This is a genomic window from Streptomyces sp. NPDC001848 (assembly GCF_042891915.1).
Lineage (GTDB): Bacteria > Actinomycetota > Actinomycetes > Streptomycetales > Streptomycetaceae > Streptomyces.
Map to the genome: position 1 here is coordinate 163009 of NZ_JBIATP010000014.1, position 15887 is coordinate 178895.

The following is a 15887-nucleotide window of genomic DNA, read 5'->3' on the forward strand; positions in this document are numbered from 1 at the left end:
GAGGCGTGCTTTCTACCACTGCCGCCGGAAAGGGACTCGTGACGACGTGAACATCGTGATCGAAGCCGGGGTGACGGCGGGCATCGCAGAGGACGGGGCACTCACGTTGTTGTCGCCCCACGGCGCCCCCTACTTCTACGCGCCCGAGGCCAGCGCCATGTGGATCGCCCTGCGGCAGCACGGTGGGAACGTCCGGGCCGCTGCCGCGGTGCTCGGGAGCGCGTGGGGTGTCGACGTCTCGGCGGTTCGCCGGCTCCTTCAGGAGCAGGTGACCGACTGGCAGCGGGCCGGCCTGGTGAAATCCTCTCCCGCGCCCGTCCACGCTTCCTGACAGGGCCGCGGGCACGGAGCCCGTCGGCACGCCTCGGCCCGACAGTGCGTGCACCTGTGCCCCAGCTCAGTGCGACGGTGCGTCGATGTCCCGGAGCGCTGCCAGAACCCCGGTGAACATGCGAGCCTTGGTGGTGCCCAGGGCGTCACCCGCCTTGGCCGCGTGCGCTGCGGCGATCTCCAGCGCTGTGCCGCGCACGGCGTCCCCCGCGACCGCGCGGTCGGCGATGTGAGCGGCTTCGGCCTCCGCACCGCCGTACCGGCGGCTGGTGAGCATGGCCTCTTGAGCGATGTGCGGGCTCAGACGGGCCTGGGCCAGGGCGGCCATGCCGCGCGGGAAGGGCATACCCATCTCCGACTCGGGCAGACACCAGTAACCGCGGTCCGCGCGCATCACGCGGAAGTCGTGTGCGAGGGAGAAGATCGCTCCGGCGCCGAAGGCGTGGCCCTGTACGCAGGCCACGGTGATCACCGGCAGGCAGAGCAGGCGCGCGAAGAGTTCATGGACGCGCACGGTGAAGTCATGGCGTTCGTCGTCATGGGCGGACAGCCAGTCCAGGTCCAGGCCGTTGCTGTAGAACTTGCCCGTGCCGGTGGTGATGAGGGCCCGCGGACCCTCAGCCTCTTCCACCTCCTTCAGGGCGGCGTCCACGGCCGTGACCCAGTCACGGTCGATGCGGTTCTCGCCGTCACCGAGATCGAGGACGAACACGTCGTTCTGACGGTCGAGTGCTGGCATGTCAGCTCCTTGGAAAAGACTGGTCACATGACTGATGGCCGGGCCGGGACGATCGGACAGGGTTGGTCCCGACACCGATGGCAGGACCGAGCAGGACGCCCAGACCCTGGCCGGTCCGCACACGTATATGGAGCGGGCTATGTCTACATGGACTTCGAATCGGTTCGGCCCTGTGGCTGTCCTGACGTTCACCAGGGAACCCGGCAACTTCATGGACTTCAGCTCCATGGTGCAACTCGGGTCCATGCTGGAGGACTTGGGTCGGCAGACCGATCAGGTGAAGGTCGTCATGCTGGCGAGCGGGCTGGACGACAAGTTCATCGACCACGCCGAGTTGTCCGATCTGGCCCGGGCGGGTGCGGGCCGGGCGAGCGAGGAGGAACTCGGCTCGTGGTCGCGTGCGCTGCGCCTGCTGGAGGAGATTCCCCAGCCCACCGTCGCGGCCGTCGACGGTCTTGCCTCGGGCGGAGGCAATGAGATCGCCCTGGCGTGCACCCTGCGCGTCGCTTCCCCGCGCTCCCGCTTCCAGCAGCCGGAAGTCGCTGTCGGAATCATTCCGGGCGGCGGAGGAAGTGTCCGGCTGCCTCGGCTGATAGGCCCCAGTCGCGCGGCCGAGGCGATCCTCACGGGACGACTCGTCTTCGCCGAGGAGGCACTGCGGGTCGGATGGGTCAACACCGTCCTCACGGGCACCGATTTCCCGCGGGAGGCGTTGCGCTGGGTCGAGGCCATCGCCAGGAACGCGGGGCCCGCGCTGCACGCGGCGAAGCACTCCGTCGTGGCCGGTTCGCGCCTTCCCTTCGGCGACGCCATCACGACGGAGCGGCGCCTCTTCCGAGAGCTCACCGCGGGGAACGAAGCGCTCACTTCCGGGATCTGACCCGTACTCAGGCGCGGAGATGACCTGTCCCGCCCAGGACAGGCCGCCCCGAAGACGAAGAGGTCCTGCCTTCCTGGGCGAACCGGGGCGCCAGGAGCCCACCAGCCGCGCCGCGTCACCGTGCCCGGGATCGGACCCCCAGGCGACCGGACCGATGCCGGCGCCGACCTGGTCCGTCCGGCCGATCACCGCGGCGCCTGCACGCTGGTGTCAGGACACCACTACGACGGTCTTGCCCGCGCCGGGCCTGCCGGCATGCGCCTTGGCCAGGTCCTCCAGGGCAAACGTGGCACCGACGTGGGGGGTGATACGGCCGTCCGCCGCGAGCGAGGCCAGTTCCCGCATGCCGAGCCGGTCGGCCTCCACGAACAGTCCCGCCAGACGCACCCCGCGCTCGGCGGCAGCCCCTGCCGCCGCGGCGAGGGAAGGAGGCAGCGTCGAGACCAGGACCCCGCCGGGCTTGAGGACCTGCACGGCCTGGACCGGGTACTCCCCGCCGATGCTCTCCAGGACCACGTCCAGATCGCCGGTGGCCTCGGTGATGGCGGTGGTCGTGTAGTCGATCACCTCATCGGCACCCAGCGCCCGCACGAAGTGGGCGTTGGCCGCGGCCGCCACCGCCACCACGTACGCCCCGTGTGCCTTGGCGATCTGCACCGCCAGGTGACCGACCCCGCCGGCCGCGCCGTTGATCAGCACACGGTTGCCCTCGCCGATCCCGGCGGTCTCCACCAGCGCCTGCCAGGCCGTCAGACCCGCCATGGGCAATGCCGCGGCCTGCACATGGTCCAGGCGCTCCGGCTTGCGCACGAAAGGCCGAGCCGGGGCCACCACGTACTCGGCATAGGAACCCAGGCCGTGCGGGAAGGGCAGCATGCCGAACACCTCGTCACCGACCCGGTGCACGGTCACACCCGGGCCGACCGCCGCGACCGTGCCCGAGACGTCATAGCCCAGCACGAAGGGCGGCTTGCCGACGAACACACCCGACGCCCGGTTCATGACATCGACGGGGTTCACACTCGTGGCGTGCACCCGCACCAGAATCTGCCCCAGCCCCGGAGTGGGACGAGATACGTTCACGGGCTTGAGGACCTCGGGGCCACCGAGTGTGTCCTGACTGAAGGCGCGCATGGTCGCGGACGCCTGCGTGGTGTCGTTCATGCACACATGTTTGCACTCGTCGACGACTGCCGTCCATGGCGGACAGGTCATTCAGCGGTGGAAACCTGCCACACCCAATAAGTGGTGCAGCCACACCACTTACGGTTATGCTGGCTCACACCGGGACGGCGAACGGCCGCCCGGGCCCCCGAGAGAGGCGACACAGCTCGGGTACATCGGCGGCGTGCCGGAGTGGGCATCGCCACGTTGCAGCGCAACTTCGCCGGGCGCGAGGAACTGGTCGCCGCGGTGTTCACGCCCCGGGTCCGCGCATACGCCGATGCCGCCGACCGAGCCCTGGAAGAGCCCGATCCATGGGTGGGCTTCTGCGGTTACATCGAGCACGTGGCCGCTCTGCAGTGCGAGGACCAGGGACTGGCCGTCGTACTGAACACGACGTTCCCGGCCTCGGCCGAACTCGAAGCCCACCGGCGCCGTGCCATGCGCGGCTTCACCCGTCTGGTCCGGCGCGCCAAGGAGGCCGGGGCTCTGCGCCCCGACTTCTCCCCGCACGATCTTCCGCTGCTGCTGCTCGCCAACGCCGGCGTCGTCATGGGCAGCGGGTCCGACGCGGACAAGGCGTCCCGCCGGCTGATCGCGTTCATCCTGCGTGCCTGCGCCGTGGCGGACGACGAACCCCTGCCGACAGGGCCCCCCGCCCGCAGTCTGCTGCGCTCCCTCGACCCGCCCCTGCCTCCGACTTCCCGTCGCTGACGGCACCGCCCGGCACGTGGCCGGCATGGTGACCGCCGGGTTGCCGGCCGGCGGCCGCCGGCCAGGACGATTCCCGGCCGGCGGCCGACGGGATCACCTTCCGGTCACCTTCCGGTCACCTTCCGGCCGGGTCACGGCGTCACATGTTGATCATGTGGCCGGACAGGCCGTGAATGGCCTCCTTGACCGACTCGCTGAGCGTGGGATGCGCGTGCACGTTGCGCGCGACCTCATGGACAGTCAGGTCCCACTGCTGGGCCAGCGTCAGCTCCGGCAGCAGCTCGGCCACTTCTCCGCCGATGAGATGCGCGCCCAACAGCTCACCGTACCTTCCATCACTTATGATCTTCACGAAGCCCGTCGGGTCACCGAGGCCCTGCGCCTTGCCGTTCGCGGTGAACGGGAACTTCGCCACCCGCACGTCGAAGCCGCGCTCCCGTGCCTGTGCCTCCGTCCACCCGAAGCTGGCGATCTGGGGCTTGCAGAACGTGACGCGCGGGATCATGACGTAGTCGAGTTCCATTGTCTCCGCTCCGCCGATGGTCTCCGCCGCCACGATGCCCATCGACTCGGCGGCATGCGCCAGCATCAGCTTGGCCGTGACATCGCCGATCGCGAAGATGTGGGGGACATGGGTACGCAGCCGGCCATCCACGTCGATGGCGCCCCGCGCGGTGAGCCGTACCCCTGTGTTCTCCAGGCCGTAGCCGGTCACGTTCGGTTGGAAGCCGAGGGCCTGGAGCACCTTGTCGGCTTCGAGAACCTGCTGCTGACCGCCGCGGGTGACGGTGACCCGTACCTTGTCGGCCTCCTCCGAGACGGCGTCCACCCGCGTGGAGGTCAGCACCTCGATGCCGAGGCGCCGGTACCACCGCGCCAGCTCCGAGGAGATCTCCTCGTCCTCCAGCGGGGCCAGCCGGTCCGCGAACTCCACCATGGTCACGCGGACGCCGTAGTTGTGCAGCACGTACGCGAACTCGACGCCGATCGCGCCGGCGCCCGCGATGATGACGCTGTCCGGCAGTTCCTCGACGAGGATCTGCTCCTCGAAGGTCACCACCCGCTCGCTCAGCCGGGTGCCGGGCAGCAGCTTGGCGGTGGCGCCGGTGGCGATGATGCAGTGGTCGAAGGTCACCGTTTCCACCCCGCCGTCGGCGCTCGTCACCCTCAGGGTGTGGGCGTCGGTGAAGTGGCCGCGCCCGTCGTACTGGGTGATCTTGTTCTTCCGCATGAGAAAGCTGACGCCCTTGGCCCGGCCGTCGGCGACCCGCCGGCTCCGCCGGAACGCCTCGCCATAGTCGAACCGCACCTGGCCGTCGACCTCGATGCCGAAGGTCCTGGCCTCCCGCGTGAAGATGTGCGCGAGTTCGGCGTTGCGCAGCAGCGCCTTCGCCGGGATGCAGCCCACGTTCAGGCACACCCCGCCCCAGAAGCGTTCCTCGACGACCGCGGTACGCAGCCCCAGTTGGGCCGACCGGACAGCGGCCGTGTATCCGCCCGGGCCGGCGCCCAGGACGACGACGTCGTAATGTGCGCCCATGGTCAGCCAGCCCTCCTGCTCGATATGGCCGACGGCAGGAAGGTGACCGCGGAGGATGTCGTGTGCTCACCGGGGCCGGTGACGAGGCCACGACGGAGGCGGACGTGAGGCTGGCTGCGCATGGAGGTGTTCCCGATTTCTGGATACGTGCGGTACGGATGAGTCGCGGAGCGAGCGCGGGCCTGGACCGCTCGCTGGGCGAGGGCCGTCAGCTGCCGAGGAAGGCGTTCACCTCTTCGGCGAACTCGGCCGGGTACTGGAAGAGGAATCCGTGCCCGGCGTCCGGGTAGATGCTCAGCCTCGCGTTGGGCAGGTGTTCGGCCAGCAGGTAGGTGTTCTTGGTGGGGACCATCTCGTCGTTGTCGCCGTTGGCCACCAGAACCGGCTGCTGAATGGACGCCAGGCGCTGCAGGCGCGAGTCGTCCCGTACACCCCAGGCGGAGATGGCGGTCAGCTGCGCGTCACGAACGGCCAGGTCCGTCGCGGTGTCCCGCTCGGCGGTGCGCAGCCCCAGGCGCTTGAGGAACTCCATGCCCTTGGCCTGGCTGGACTCGCTCTTCTCGAAGAAGAGGGTGAGCAGATTCCCGGCAGAGGGGGCGTCGTCGAAGGCCGCCTCACGAATGGCGCCGGCCGTGTACTGGTGGATGTCCCGGCCGCCCCGGGGCGCCGTACCGGCGAGGACCAGCCGGCGTACCTGCCACGGGCGGAAGAGGGTGATCTCCTGGGCGATGAAACCGCCGAGGGAGAAGCCGAGCAGGTCGAAGCGGCGCAGCTCGATGGCGTCGAGGAAGGCGATCGCGTTGTGCGCCATCTCCTCGACGGTGTTCGGAGTGGTCCCGGTGGAACCGCCGACCCCGGCGAGATCCACCAGGATGACCTCGCGCTCGGTCGCGAGTGCGTCGACGAGTTCGGGATCCCAGTTGTCGAGGTTGGCGCGGAAGTGCACCAGGCAGACCACCGGCAGATCGCTCGCGTTGGGGCGGCCGAAGCGGCGGTAGCGGTAGGTGACGCCGTCGCCGGCCTCGACATGGAGGTTGGGCGTCGTGATCTGGCTGTGAGTGGATTCGGTGGCCACGGTAAGCGCCTTTCAGTACTGATGAGCGGAATAGGGAGGTCAGGCGGGAGCGTGCGGGCCGCGGACCGGCGTCCGGCGCGTGCCCGCTGGTTCGGGGCCCTCGGGCCGCCCTGGGCATGCGGCGCTACAGCGTGCAGCGCTACGGCGAGCGGAGTAGGTGCCCGGACTAGGCGCGAGGGCCGAGGCGCTCGCCCATGTTCAGTTCCAGGTCGTAGATGACCTCCGGGCTCGCCTTCGCCGACAGCTGCAGGCGCTGCTGGACGAAGTCCCGGGCGAGCAGCCCGGCGAAGCGCTGGTGGGTGGCTGCCAGGTCGTCGGGGCTGTGCAGCGGGGCCTCCTCGTTGATGATCTCCTTGACCGCGCGGAGGGCGTCGGTGTCGAAGGAGGCGATCCGCCGCGCGAAACGGTCGACGACCGCGTCCAGTTCGGCGTCAGGGACGGCACGGTTGACCCAGCCGTACAGTGCGGCCGTGTCGGCGTCGTAGTCCTCACCGGAGGTGATGATCTCCAGGGCCCGTGACCTCCCGGTGAGCTGCACCAGGCGCTGGATGCCACCGCAGCCGGGGATGATCCCCGTACCGATCTCCAGCTGGCTGAGCACAGCCTTCTCCCGGCTGGCGAACCGCACGTCGAGAGTGGTCAGGAACTCGTTGCCGATGCCACGCGCACGGCCTCGCAGAGAACCCACCGTGATGAAGCGGGCGCTGCCGAGACGGCCGATGATGTCGAACCACGTCGGCATTCCCTCCCCGAACTCCGCGACCCTGCCCAGGTTCAGGTGTGCCATGAAGAAGTCAGGAACGGCGCTGTCGAAGACGACCACCTTGACGTCGGGGTCCGCCTCCAGCTGGTCGACGATCTTCGCCAGGGCGGACTCCATCTCGGGCTCGTAGAGGTTGAGGGGAGGATTGTCGAAGGTGACCTTCCAGTACCCAGGGCTCTGCTGTTCGGCACGCACAGGTGTATGCGTGGAGGCGGTTGCGGTGTTCGACATGGAGAAATCCCGGTTCGTAGGGTGCACGCAGGAAATGGCACACCGGCCCTGTCTCAGAAGACCGGTCGACTGACCATGACACTAAGGCCGTCGGCATGCCGTGGGCGGTGCCGGACGCCAACGCTGCCCGATCGGGCACATTTCGCTCATACGCGGGGCCGTGGACCAACGTGTGGTGTCATGTGTTCCTCGGGGGCCGACCACGGGGGCTCGCCCGCCGGGGCAACACCGGCCGACGCGTCAGTCATTCTTCGCCCACCGTCAGTCGTTCGACGGAAGCGGACAGCGCTTTTCCGCGCTGAACTGGCCTCACATGTCGTCGGCGACGGCACGGACCGCCGCACCCTCATCCGGTCGCTCCGCCCGTCCGCCCGACTGTCACAAGCCGAACCGACGTGCCGACGACATCCACGACGGAGCGGATGTCGCGCTTTTCCGCCCCTGCACCCGATACAGGACCTCACTGTGACACCTGATGCGCTGACAGCCCCTACCGCCGGCACGGCCGGATCCGCGGGGCACCGGATCCGCACCCGATCGGGCCGGATGACCGTGACCCGGCGAGCCGAGGCGGCGGATCTCGCGGCGGTGAACGCCATGCACGGCCGCTGTTCCCCGCAGACGCTCTTCAGTCGCTACCAGACCGGGCGTTTCGCCCTGCGCGAGCACGAGTGGGCCCGCCTGACCCGACAGGGTGTGAGCTGGGTGACGAGTCCCGTGAACCGTCCCGACGTGGTCGTCGCCGCGACCCACCTGTTGCCCCAAGGGGCCAACAGCGGTGAGCTGGCCTTGCTCGTGGAGGACGGCTGGCAGGACGTGGGCCTCGGCACGGCGCTGGCGCACTGGGCGGTGTCACAGGCGCCGTTCCTGGGAGTCCGGCAAGCGGTGGTCGTGACGACGCGTGACAACCGCCGTATGACTGCCATCTGCAACTCGCTCAACGCGCATGTCGAGCCGGCGGAGGCCCTGGACGGTACGCAGGACTGCGCGAAGGACGGCGACAACGTCGTCCACTTCGTGTGGGGCGTGCCCGAGAAGGCCTCGCCCCGGCGTGTGCGCGGCACATGTGGCCATGCTTCGGCCTGACCCGGTCCGCCGTGCTTCGGCGTGACGCGGTCTTCCGGTGTGACCTCGGCCCATCCGGCCCGACGCGGCACACCCGGTGCGCCACGTGCGGGGGCGTCCACTGGGCGGTGACGCACAGGCCAGGGCCGTCGCGGAGATCACTGCGGCGGCGAGGTCCGTACTCCCTGCGCGCGGGTGATCAGGTACCGGAGCGGTGCTTCGACGTACGGGCCGTCACCGGCGATCAGGGCCGCGTGCCGGCCGAGAGCCTCGGCGCTGAACCAGCCGGGGTGGTCCGCTCCGATGGCCGCCCGCGGACGCGTGCGAAGGGGACCGGTGACGAGTTCGTGGACCCTCGGGCCCGAGCCGTCCAGCTCTGTGGTGAGGGAGCGCACCAGGGACTTCCTCGCCGCGTTGGTGGCGCCGACGAAACCGGCACCCACGGGGGCCGCCACGGTCGTCTCCGACCGGGCCGCACCGGCGTACGCGCGGGCGGTGAGCAACAACCGGGCGTCCGGGCGGGCGCGTTCTCCGCCTCGGCCGACGAGCCGTCCGGTCTCGGTCAGGGTCACCCCCGTTCGAGGCACGGTGAAGAGCAGTACCCCGAGGCCTTCTCGAAACGCTGGACGTGGCGGCTCAGCGATGGCTGCCCCATGGACAGACGGGCCACGGCGTGACCGAGATGGACTTCCGCTGCAACCGCGGTCATGGGCAACCTCTTGGACCGGCGTGCACGATGAAGGGGCCGCGCGGGGACGAGGGCGGCGCCCGCGCGGCAGTACCGGGCTCAGGCGGAAAGGAAGCGGTTGACCTCGTGGGCAAAGTCGTCCGGATGCTGGAAGAGGAAGCCGTGTCCGGCGTCGCTGTAGAGGATCACCTTCGCGTCGGGGAGCTTCTGCGACATCGCGTAGGTGGCGTAGGCGTGGATCATGACGTCGTGGGCGCCGTTGGCGACCAGGACCGGCAGGGTCAATTCCTCCTGCCGGTGCCAGTAGCCCTTGAACGAGCTGATGGCACCCAGCTGGCCGCGCACCGCCTCGGGGCCTACGACCGCCTGGGAGTCCTTCAGCCGGTACTCCAGGCGCTCCAGGGAGGCCCGGCCCGCGGCGGTCGCCTGCTCGGTCTCGGGGAAGAACAGGGAGAGGAAGTCCTCGGCCACGTTGACCGGCTTGGCCATGATCTGCTGGGTGCGGGCCGAGGGCGGCGGCAGGTCCGGTACACCGCCCGCCGAGCTGCCCGCCACCACCAGGTGACGGACGATCTCGGGAGCCGCCAGCGCCACCCCCTGGGCGACGAAGCCGCCCATGGACCAGCCCAGCACGTCGATGTCCGTCAGACCGAGCGCGTGGATGAAGGCCAGGGAGCCCTCCACCATGTCCTCGATGGAGGCGGGCGGGTTGCCACTGGACAGGTTGATGCCCCGGTTGTCGAAGACGATGACTTCGCGTTCGGCGGCCAGCGGCTCAAGGAAGGCGGGGTCCCAGTGGTCAACGGTGCCACGGAACCGCATGTGCATCACCAGCGGACGGCCGCCCGCCCGGCCGAACCTGCGGTACGCGAAACGCTCCCCCAGCGGTCCCTCGACGTAACGGGTCTCGGCCGCATCGGCCACATAAGCAGACATGCAAGGACTCCTGTTCATGAAAGACGGCGCCCCGTTCCCGGGGTACCGGTCAGAGTGGGCTGGGCGGAAGTACGTACGCCGCCGTCAGATGCCGATGACCATGCGGAACCGTGCCTCGCCGCGCAGCATCCGGTCGTAGGCCGCCTGCGCGTCGGGCAGCGACACCTGCTCCACCATCGGCGCCACGTCATGTGCCTGGGCGAAGGCGAGGTTCTGCTCGTTCTCCGCCGAGGTTCCGGTGAGGGAGCCGGACACCTGCACCGCGTCGAAGATCAGTTGACGCGGCGCGACACGGACCGGCTCCGGCGACACCCCCACCAGGACCAGCCGGCCCCGGCGGGCCAGGCCATCCAGCAGCGGGCTCACGTCCCCGCCCGCCGCCGTGCCCAGCACCATCCGGGCACCCCCGAGCTTGGTCAACTGCTCGGCGACGTCCGAGGCCTTGCTGTCGACGTAGTGGTGCGCGCCCAGTTCGAGGGCCAGTTCCTCCTTGTCGGCCCCGCGCGCGATCGCGACCACCCGCAGTGCCAGGGCACGCGCGTACTGCAGGGCCAGGTGCCCCAGGCCGCCGATGCCCTGCACGGCCACCAGGTCACCGGCCACCAGGCCGCCCGGCTGCCGTACGGTGTCGACCAGGGCGTTGTACACGGTGAACCCGGCGCACAGCAGCGGCGCCACCCGGGTGGCGCTCATCTCCTCCGGCACGGCGACCAGGCCGGTCTGCCGGGCGTACATGTACTCGGCGTAGCCACCGTCGACATGCACACCCGTGTACGGCTGGTCGGTGCAGCCGACGAAGTCACCCAGCCGGCATGCCGCGCACACCCCGCAGTGCCCGCCGAGGAAGCCCACGCCCACCCGGTCGCCCACGTTCCACCCCGTGACGCCCTCACCGAGAGCGTCGATGCGGCCGACGGCCTCGTGTCCGGGAACCCGGCCGGTTTCCCCCTCGTCATGCGGATGCACGACGATCGAGTCACTGTGACAGATGCCGCAAGTCTCCACCCGGATACGCACCTGACCCGAACCCGGCGGGACCAGCTCCCGCTCAGTGAGACGTAGGCCCCCGTCCGGGGCGACCTCGACTGCGCGATACATGGTCATGAGCAACTCCATTGGCGGAAAGGCGAGTATGTGTGGGAAACGGATGGTCCGTGTGTGCCCACCGGCCATCGATCCCAGCATCGCGTGCGGTAGTGGAATCTTTGTGGCCACACTCTTGACCGCAGGCCGGCACTCGTAAGGGGGGACGGCATCGCCGCACGTGTGGGCTGACTTGACTTTGCCAAGACGACCGGACACATTCGTGGCGGGAGGGACAGGGGCCAGACCGCGAGCCGTTCGTGAGCTGAGAGCGCAGCCCAAACGAAAAGGGGGGAGCAGATATGTCCGGTGGCACGTCGACGTGTTTCGCTGCACCGCTCCCCACTGCTCCGACCAACGACAGCGGCCACGCCGTCACCGTCGTGAGGACGGCCGGACCCGCACCTGCCGCCGGAGCGGTAACCGGTGGCATCGGACCAGGTGGCGCACCACTGACGGTGCCTCACGGCACCGTCGTCGCTCGGCCGGCCACGGCCGGCGCCCAGTCCACTACTTCGCGGACGCGTCAGTCGTGCCGCCACGTACCGCCGAGGAGCGGAGAACATGCCACAGATCAGTGTCCGGGAACGACTGGTCGACAACGCCGAGGACGTCTTCCGCCGCAGGGGGTTCAGTGGTGCGAGCATCCAGGACGTCGCCGAGGCGGCAGGCGTGCCGAAAGGGTCCTTCTACAACCACTTCCGCAGCAAGCAGGACCTCGCCGTGGAGATCGTCCTGCGCTACGCGCGTGCCACCGACTACTCGATCCTGGAGGGTGGGGGCCCCGCGCTGGAGCGCCTGCGAAGACACCTGACCGCGCAGGTCGAGCGTATCCGCAGCTCCGGAATCGAGTTCGGATGTCTGCTCGGCACGTTCGCCAGTGATGGCGCCAACGCCGGCGAGAAGGTTCGTGAGGCGGTCCGGGCGGCCCTGGACAGCTGGACCGATGCGATGACTGCCACGATCGCGGACGGTCAGGCGTCAGGCGAGATCACCACTGCCTGGTCCGCCGCCGCCATGGCCGCCTTCCTGCTCGACCTGTTCGAAGGCGCCACGCTGCGGGCCAGGACCGCGGCCGATCACGCGCACATGGCCGAGGAGATGAGCATCGCCCTCCAAGCGCTGCGCCCTTGACGGTCGAGAGGGCACCGGTGCGCTCCTCGGACAGGACCACCAGGTGGCCGCCCCATCACACGGAGCCGGCACGCCGGGCGAGATACGCCGTACCGCAGGAGCACGGTACGGCGACGCGCGGAGTGAGAGCGACGGGACGAACGGTGGTCCTGATCGCTCCGGTCACCGGAAGAATGCCGTTGTCAGGCCTTGATGGCGTTGAGGGCCAGGTTCAGGGAGCGCATGGCCGCGGTCTCGTCCCGTGTCGCCTTGCCGCGCAGCCCCGCGCCCTCGAAAGCGTCGATCAGGAAAGCAGCGATGTCACTCGCGGGCTCCTGGGATGTGATCTCACCCGACCGCTGCCCCTCCTCGATCACCGGGGCCAGTACACCGACCCACGCGGCGATGCTGCGGCGAACGACCGTCCCGACCTCGTCGCCGACCGTGGGTCCCTCGCTTGCCATGGTCATCAGCAGGCATCCGTACTCGACGCCGGTGGAGCTGGTACGCGAGGCCTGGGCGGCGAAGTGTGCGCGCAGCTGCTCCACCGCCGAGAGCCCCTCGGTGCCGAGCATGCTCAGATCCGTTCCGCGGCTGTAGCGGCGGACGATCTCGGCGGCGAGTTCCTGCTTGCTCTTGAAGTGGTTGTAGAAGGAGCCCTTCGGCACACCCGCCGCATTGGTGATGTCCGCGACGCTGGCGCCATTGAAGCCCTGACGGCGGAACACGGTCTCCGCGTGTTCGATCAGCTTTCCCTTGACGCTCACCTGAGGCATGCCATCAATATGGCCGGTCTGCTTGAGATTGTCAAAAAGTCCGTGAACTGCGGTTTCCGTCCTATCCGACGGGTACCGCCGCTGTGATCGTGACGCGCGGGCGCGCGCCCGGCGCATGCCGATCCGGCATGAGGCGATGCCGCATCCGTCTTGGACGGCTCGTTGCGCCCTCTGCTCGAATGTCACCCGAACTGAGCGGAAGCGAGGAGAGCAGTGACTTCCCTGTCCGGCAACATCACATCCCCCGTTCTGACGGACCCCGACACCCAGCAGGCGGTGCGGTTCCTCGGCGGTCTCGTGCGCATGCGGGCGCGGGCCGCCGACACCGCGGGCGCCTACGCGCTGCTGGAGCACACCGGTGAACGCGGCTACATGTCGCCGCTGCACCTGCACGAGTCCGACGAGGAAACATTCCTCATCCTGGACGGCACGCTGCGGGTGGAGGTCGGCAACGAGGTGCGGAGCGTGGGGGCGGGCGCGCTCGCACTGCTGCCGCGCGGGCTGGCGCACGGCTTCGTCGTGACTTCCCCGACAGCTCGCTTTCTGACGCTGCACACTCCGGGCGGAGGTTTCGACGCGTTCGTGGCCGACGTGGGTGTGCCGTTCGAGGGCACCGTGCCGGAGCCCGGCCCGGGTCCCGACCCGGAGGAACTGACCCGGCTCGCCGCCGCACACGGCATCCAGATCGTCGGGCCGCCGCTGCTGCCCTGACCCGGCTGCGCCGGGAGGGCACTGTCGGCGTTGACTTTTAAGACGACCAGTCATATTGTCGCTGGTAGGTCGACGCGCCCTCCCGGCCATACCGTCACCACACCGCCCAAGCCCCGGCCGCGGCGGTCACAGAGAGGAAGAACGCCGTGTTCGAACGCATCCTGGTGGCCATCGATCCCAGTGCCGCCCGGAAGACGGCGCTCCTGATGGCCGGCGAGCTGGCCCGCTCGGCGAACGGCACAGTCCACGTGCTTCACGTCGTGACATCGATGGTCGCGGGCGACACCGTCGTGGAGCTGGAAGAAGAAGACCAGGGCGAGGCGATTCTGGAAGAGGCTCTGGCCACACTCCGCGACCTTGGCGTGGAGGCGGAAGGGAGCCTGGCTCACAGCCTGACGAACCAGGTGCCCTCCGTCATCTCCGCTGCGGCGGAGGACTTCAAGGCGGACCTGCTGGTCGTCAGCCCCCACCACCGTGGCTCGGTCGCTGCCTTCTTCCACCCCCGGGTCAGTGACGCCGTCGCGCACGCAGGCGGAATCGCAGTTCTGCTGGCTCCCGAGGTGACGCTTCCCAGCCAATAGCCCGGAACGGTTCCCGTCTCCGCGTCGCACCAGATCCCGGGGCGCCCCCGCCCGCCGTCGGTGGGCTCGGGCTGACCCGGTGAGGGCCGAAGCCATCGAAACAAAGGACATCGGGCGCATGACTGACGGACTCGACCGCAGCAACGACACGCGGCAGCCACTCTCGGCGCTGCGTACCAGCCTCCACTTCCTGTCCGCGCCGCCCGAAGACAGCACGATCGAATGTGTGTTTAAGTACGGCGCCGACGATCCGCTCGCCGTGCGCCTCGAGCTTCATGTGTCCGCGGACACCCACGTCACCTGGGTGGTGGGGCGCGATGTCCTGAGCGCCGGCGTCTCAGGCCTCAGCGGAGACGGCGACTTCAAGGCCTGGCCCTCGCGCGCCCCGTCCGCCACTCCCCTGCTGTATCTGAGACTGGAGCGCCCCCAGAGGAAGGCGACCTTCGCGGCCGACCTGACCGAAGTGCACCGGTGGCTCGAACACACCTATGAACTCGTGCCCGCCGGTGACGAGGACGCCCTGCTGGACTGGGACGCCCTCACGAGGATTCCCCTCCCGCCCGCCTGACGAGGAGTGCCGGTCCCGGACCCGGCACATGTCACCCGTGACGATCGCACATCTCTCCTCCCTCGTCACGTGTGGACATTCCTGAGTACGATGCCCAGGTCATCCACATGCAAGGGAGTGAGGGCTGTGCCCACCGAGTCAGCCGCCGCCACGGTCCGGTCGCGGTACATGGAGCAGGCCGCGTCCGACCTGGAGGACAACCACCGGCAGCAGAAAGAGCTGCAACGTCAGCTCGATGCTCTGCGCCAGGAGGAGAAACTCCTCCTGGACATCCTCAACCTCGCGGAGCACTCCACCACGGTGCCGGAACAGGCTCAGGCCACGGAGCCGGAGAAAGCACCGAGCACGGACACGAAGGAGAAGTCCGCGTCGCGTCCGCGCGCGGTCAGGGCCGCCGGGCGTGGGTCATCACGCAAGGACAAGGCACCCCGGGGACGTGCCGCGCGGCGCCCCCTCCTCGGAGACCTTCTGCTGGACCTGCTCAAGAAGCACGACGAACCGCGCCTGGCCCAGGAGTTGCGGGAAGAGCTGATCGAGGCATATCCCGACCGGGTCCCCACGCCCCAGGTCGTGCGCAACACTCTGGAAGGACTCGTCGCGAAGGGCCTCATTCGGCGCCAGAAGCAGGACCGGTCGGTCCTGTACACCCCGATCACATCGGCCGATGCCGTTGCAGGCGGGCACTGACCCGGCCGCGCGGAAACAGGGCAGAGCGGCCGAGGCGCACCTGCGTCGTCGGCCGCCGACCACCCTCGCCTCGTCCCGGGCCTGTCCGTACGGCCCGGTGGGCCGGCACGCCCGGTGAGCCCGCACGCCCGCTCCGGGCCGTGACCACAGGAAATCGCCCGCGCTTCACTGCCCATGAGAGCCGCGTACGGTCAAATGGCTGATGACCGGCGTCGGAGACGGCGTCAGACTCGACGCCGTCCG

The 15887-nt window shown here is 69.2% G+C and carries 18 protein-coding genes; 9 read left to right on the top strand and 9 right to left on the bottom strand.

Annotated features, from left to right (window positions below; translation table 11 throughout):
• Positions 1–46 precede the first annotated feature (46 nt).
• A complete protein-coding gene (locus tag ACFYZJ_RS27835) occupies positions 47–331 on the top strand; it encodes a hypothetical protein (protein ID WP_388572346.1) in 285 nt (94 codons plus the stop codon).
• 66 nt (positions 332–397) lie between these two features.
• Here the strand turns inward: ACFYZJ_RS27835 and ACFYZJ_RS27840 are convergent, their stop codons facing one another.
• On the bottom strand, positions 398–1069 hold the full coding sequence (locus ACFYZJ_RS27840) for an enoyl-CoA hydratase/isomerase family protein (protein WP_388572348.1): 672 nt from the start codon (positions 1067–1069) through the stop codon (positions 398–400).
• A gap of 172 nt (positions 1070–1241) precedes the next feature.
• On the opposite strand from ACFYZJ_RS27840, the gene ACFYZJ_RS27845 reads away from it, so the two are divergent.
• Positions 1242–1949 (top strand): enoyl-CoA hydratase/isomerase family protein, encoded by a 708-nt coding sequence (locus ACFYZJ_RS27845; protein WP_388572350.1) that lies wholly within the window; start codon positions 1242–1244, stop codon positions 1947–1949.
• Between the two features lie 210 nt (positions 1950–2159).
• Here the strand turns inward: ACFYZJ_RS27845 and ACFYZJ_RS27850 are convergent, their stop codons facing one another.
• Complete coding sequence (locus ACFYZJ_RS27850) at positions 2160–3113, bottom strand: NADP-dependent oxidoreductase (RefSeq protein WP_388572351.1); 954 nt, start codon at positions 3111–3113, stop codon at positions 2160–2162.
• Between the two features lie 192 nt (positions 3114–3305).
• Between ACFYZJ_RS27850 and ACFYZJ_RS27855 the strand changes: the two genes are divergently transcribed.
• Positions 3306–3827: a TetR/AcrR family transcriptional regulator gene (locus tag ACFYZJ_RS27855; protein WP_388572353.1), complete on the top strand. Its 522-nt coding sequence runs from the start codon at positions 3306–3308 to the stop codon at positions 3825–3827.
• A 139-nt stretch (positions 3828–3966) separates the two neighbouring features.
• On the opposite strand, the gene lpdA is transcribed toward ACFYZJ_RS27855, so the two are convergent.
• The 3 genes from lpdA to ACFYZJ_RS27870 form a co-directional block, all read right to left on the bottom strand.
• Positions 3967–5367 (bottom strand): dihydrolipoyl dehydrogenase, encoded by a 1401-nt coding sequence (lpdA, locus tag ACFYZJ_RS27860; protein WP_388572354.1) that lies wholly within the window; start codon positions 5365–5367, stop codon positions 3967–3969.
• A 208-nt stretch (positions 5368–5575) separates the two neighbouring features.
• A complete protein-coding gene (locus tag ACFYZJ_RS27865; RefSeq protein ID WP_388572355.1) occupies positions 5576–6442 on the bottom strand; it encodes an alpha/beta fold hydrolase in 867 nt (288 codons plus the stop codon).
• A 166-nt stretch (positions 6443–6608) separates the two neighbouring features.
• The gene (locus tag ACFYZJ_RS27870; RefSeq protein WP_388572357.1) at positions 6609–7436 is read right to left on the bottom strand and encodes an enoyl-CoA hydratase/isomerase family protein; all 828 of its coding nucleotides are present in this window, start codon (positions 7434–7436) and stop codon (positions 6609–6611) included.
• A gap of 546 nt (positions 7437–7982) precedes the next feature.
• Between ACFYZJ_RS27870 and ACFYZJ_RS27875 the strand changes: the two genes are divergently transcribed.
• Entirely contained in the window at positions 7983–8522 is a 540-nt protein-coding gene (locus ACFYZJ_RS27875; protein ID WP_388572359.1) for a GNAT family N-acetyltransferase, read from the top strand.
• Positions 8523–8659: 137 nt separating this feature from the next.
• Here the strand turns inward: ACFYZJ_RS27875 and ACFYZJ_RS27880 are convergent, their stop codons facing one another.
• The 3 genes from ACFYZJ_RS27880 to ACFYZJ_RS27890 all read right to left on the bottom strand — a co-directional run bounded on the left by ACFYZJ_RS27880 (position 8660) and on the right by ACFYZJ_RS27890 (position 11229).
• Positions 8660–9073: a hypothetical protein gene (locus ACFYZJ_RS27880; RefSeq protein WP_388572361.1), complete on the bottom strand. Its 414-nt coding sequence runs from the start codon at positions 9071–9073 to the stop codon at positions 8660–8662.
• A 215-nt stretch (positions 9074–9288) separates the two neighbouring features.
• Positions 9289–10125 carry an alpha/beta fold hydrolase gene (locus ACFYZJ_RS27885; protein ID WP_388572363.1) on the bottom strand — a complete coding sequence of 279 codons (837 nt, stop codon included), beginning with the start codon at positions 10123–10125 and terminating at the stop codon, positions 9289–9291.
• A gap of 84 nt (positions 10126–10209) precedes the next feature.
• Positions 10210–11229 carry a zinc-binding dehydrogenase gene (locus tag ACFYZJ_RS27890; protein ID WP_388572364.1) on the bottom strand — a complete coding sequence of 340 codons (1020 nt, stop codon included), beginning with the start codon at positions 11227–11229 and terminating at the stop codon, positions 10210–10212.
• Positions 11230–11772: 543 nt separating this feature from the next.
• On the opposite strand from ACFYZJ_RS27890, the gene ACFYZJ_RS27895 reads away from it, so the two are divergent.
• A complete protein-coding gene (locus tag ACFYZJ_RS27895) occupies positions 11773–12342 on the top strand; it encodes a TetR/AcrR family transcriptional regulator (RefSeq protein ID WP_388572366.1) in 570 nt (189 codons plus the stop codon).
• Between the two features lie 182 nt (positions 12343–12524).
• On the opposite strand, the gene ACFYZJ_RS27900 is transcribed toward ACFYZJ_RS27895, so the two are convergent.
• Positions 12525–13097 carry a TetR/AcrR family transcriptional regulator gene (locus ACFYZJ_RS27900; protein WP_388572368.1) on the bottom strand — a complete coding sequence of 191 codons (573 nt, stop codon included), beginning with the start codon at positions 13095–13097 and terminating at the stop codon, positions 12525–12527.
• Positions 13098–13310: 213 nt separating this feature from the next.
• On the opposite strand from ACFYZJ_RS27900, the gene ACFYZJ_RS27905 reads away from it, so the two are divergent.
• From ACFYZJ_RS27905 to ACFYZJ_RS27920, 4 genes are all read left to right on the top strand, one after another.
• Entirely contained in the window at positions 13311–13808 is a 498-nt protein-coding gene (locus ACFYZJ_RS27905; RefSeq protein ID WP_388572370.1) for a cupin domain-containing protein, read from the top strand.
• Positions 13809–13954: 146 nt separating this feature from the next.
• On the top strand, positions 13955–14389 hold the full coding sequence (locus ACFYZJ_RS27910; RefSeq protein WP_388572372.1) for a universal stress protein: 435 nt from the start codon (positions 13955–13957) through the stop codon (positions 14387–14389).
• Between the two features lie 118 nt (positions 14390–14507).
• Positions 14508–14957 (top strand): SsgA family sporulation/cell division regulator, encoded by a 450-nt coding sequence (locus ACFYZJ_RS27915; RefSeq protein ID WP_388572374.1) that lies wholly within the window; start codon positions 14508–14510, stop codon positions 14955–14957.
• A gap of 168 nt (positions 14958–15125) precedes the next feature.
• Positions 15126–15644: a BlaI/MecI/CopY family transcriptional regulator gene (locus ACFYZJ_RS27920; protein WP_388572477.1), complete on the top strand. Its 519-nt coding sequence runs from the start codon at positions 15126–15128 to the stop codon at positions 15642–15644.
• The last annotated feature ends 243 nt before the right edge of the window (positions 15645–15887 follow it).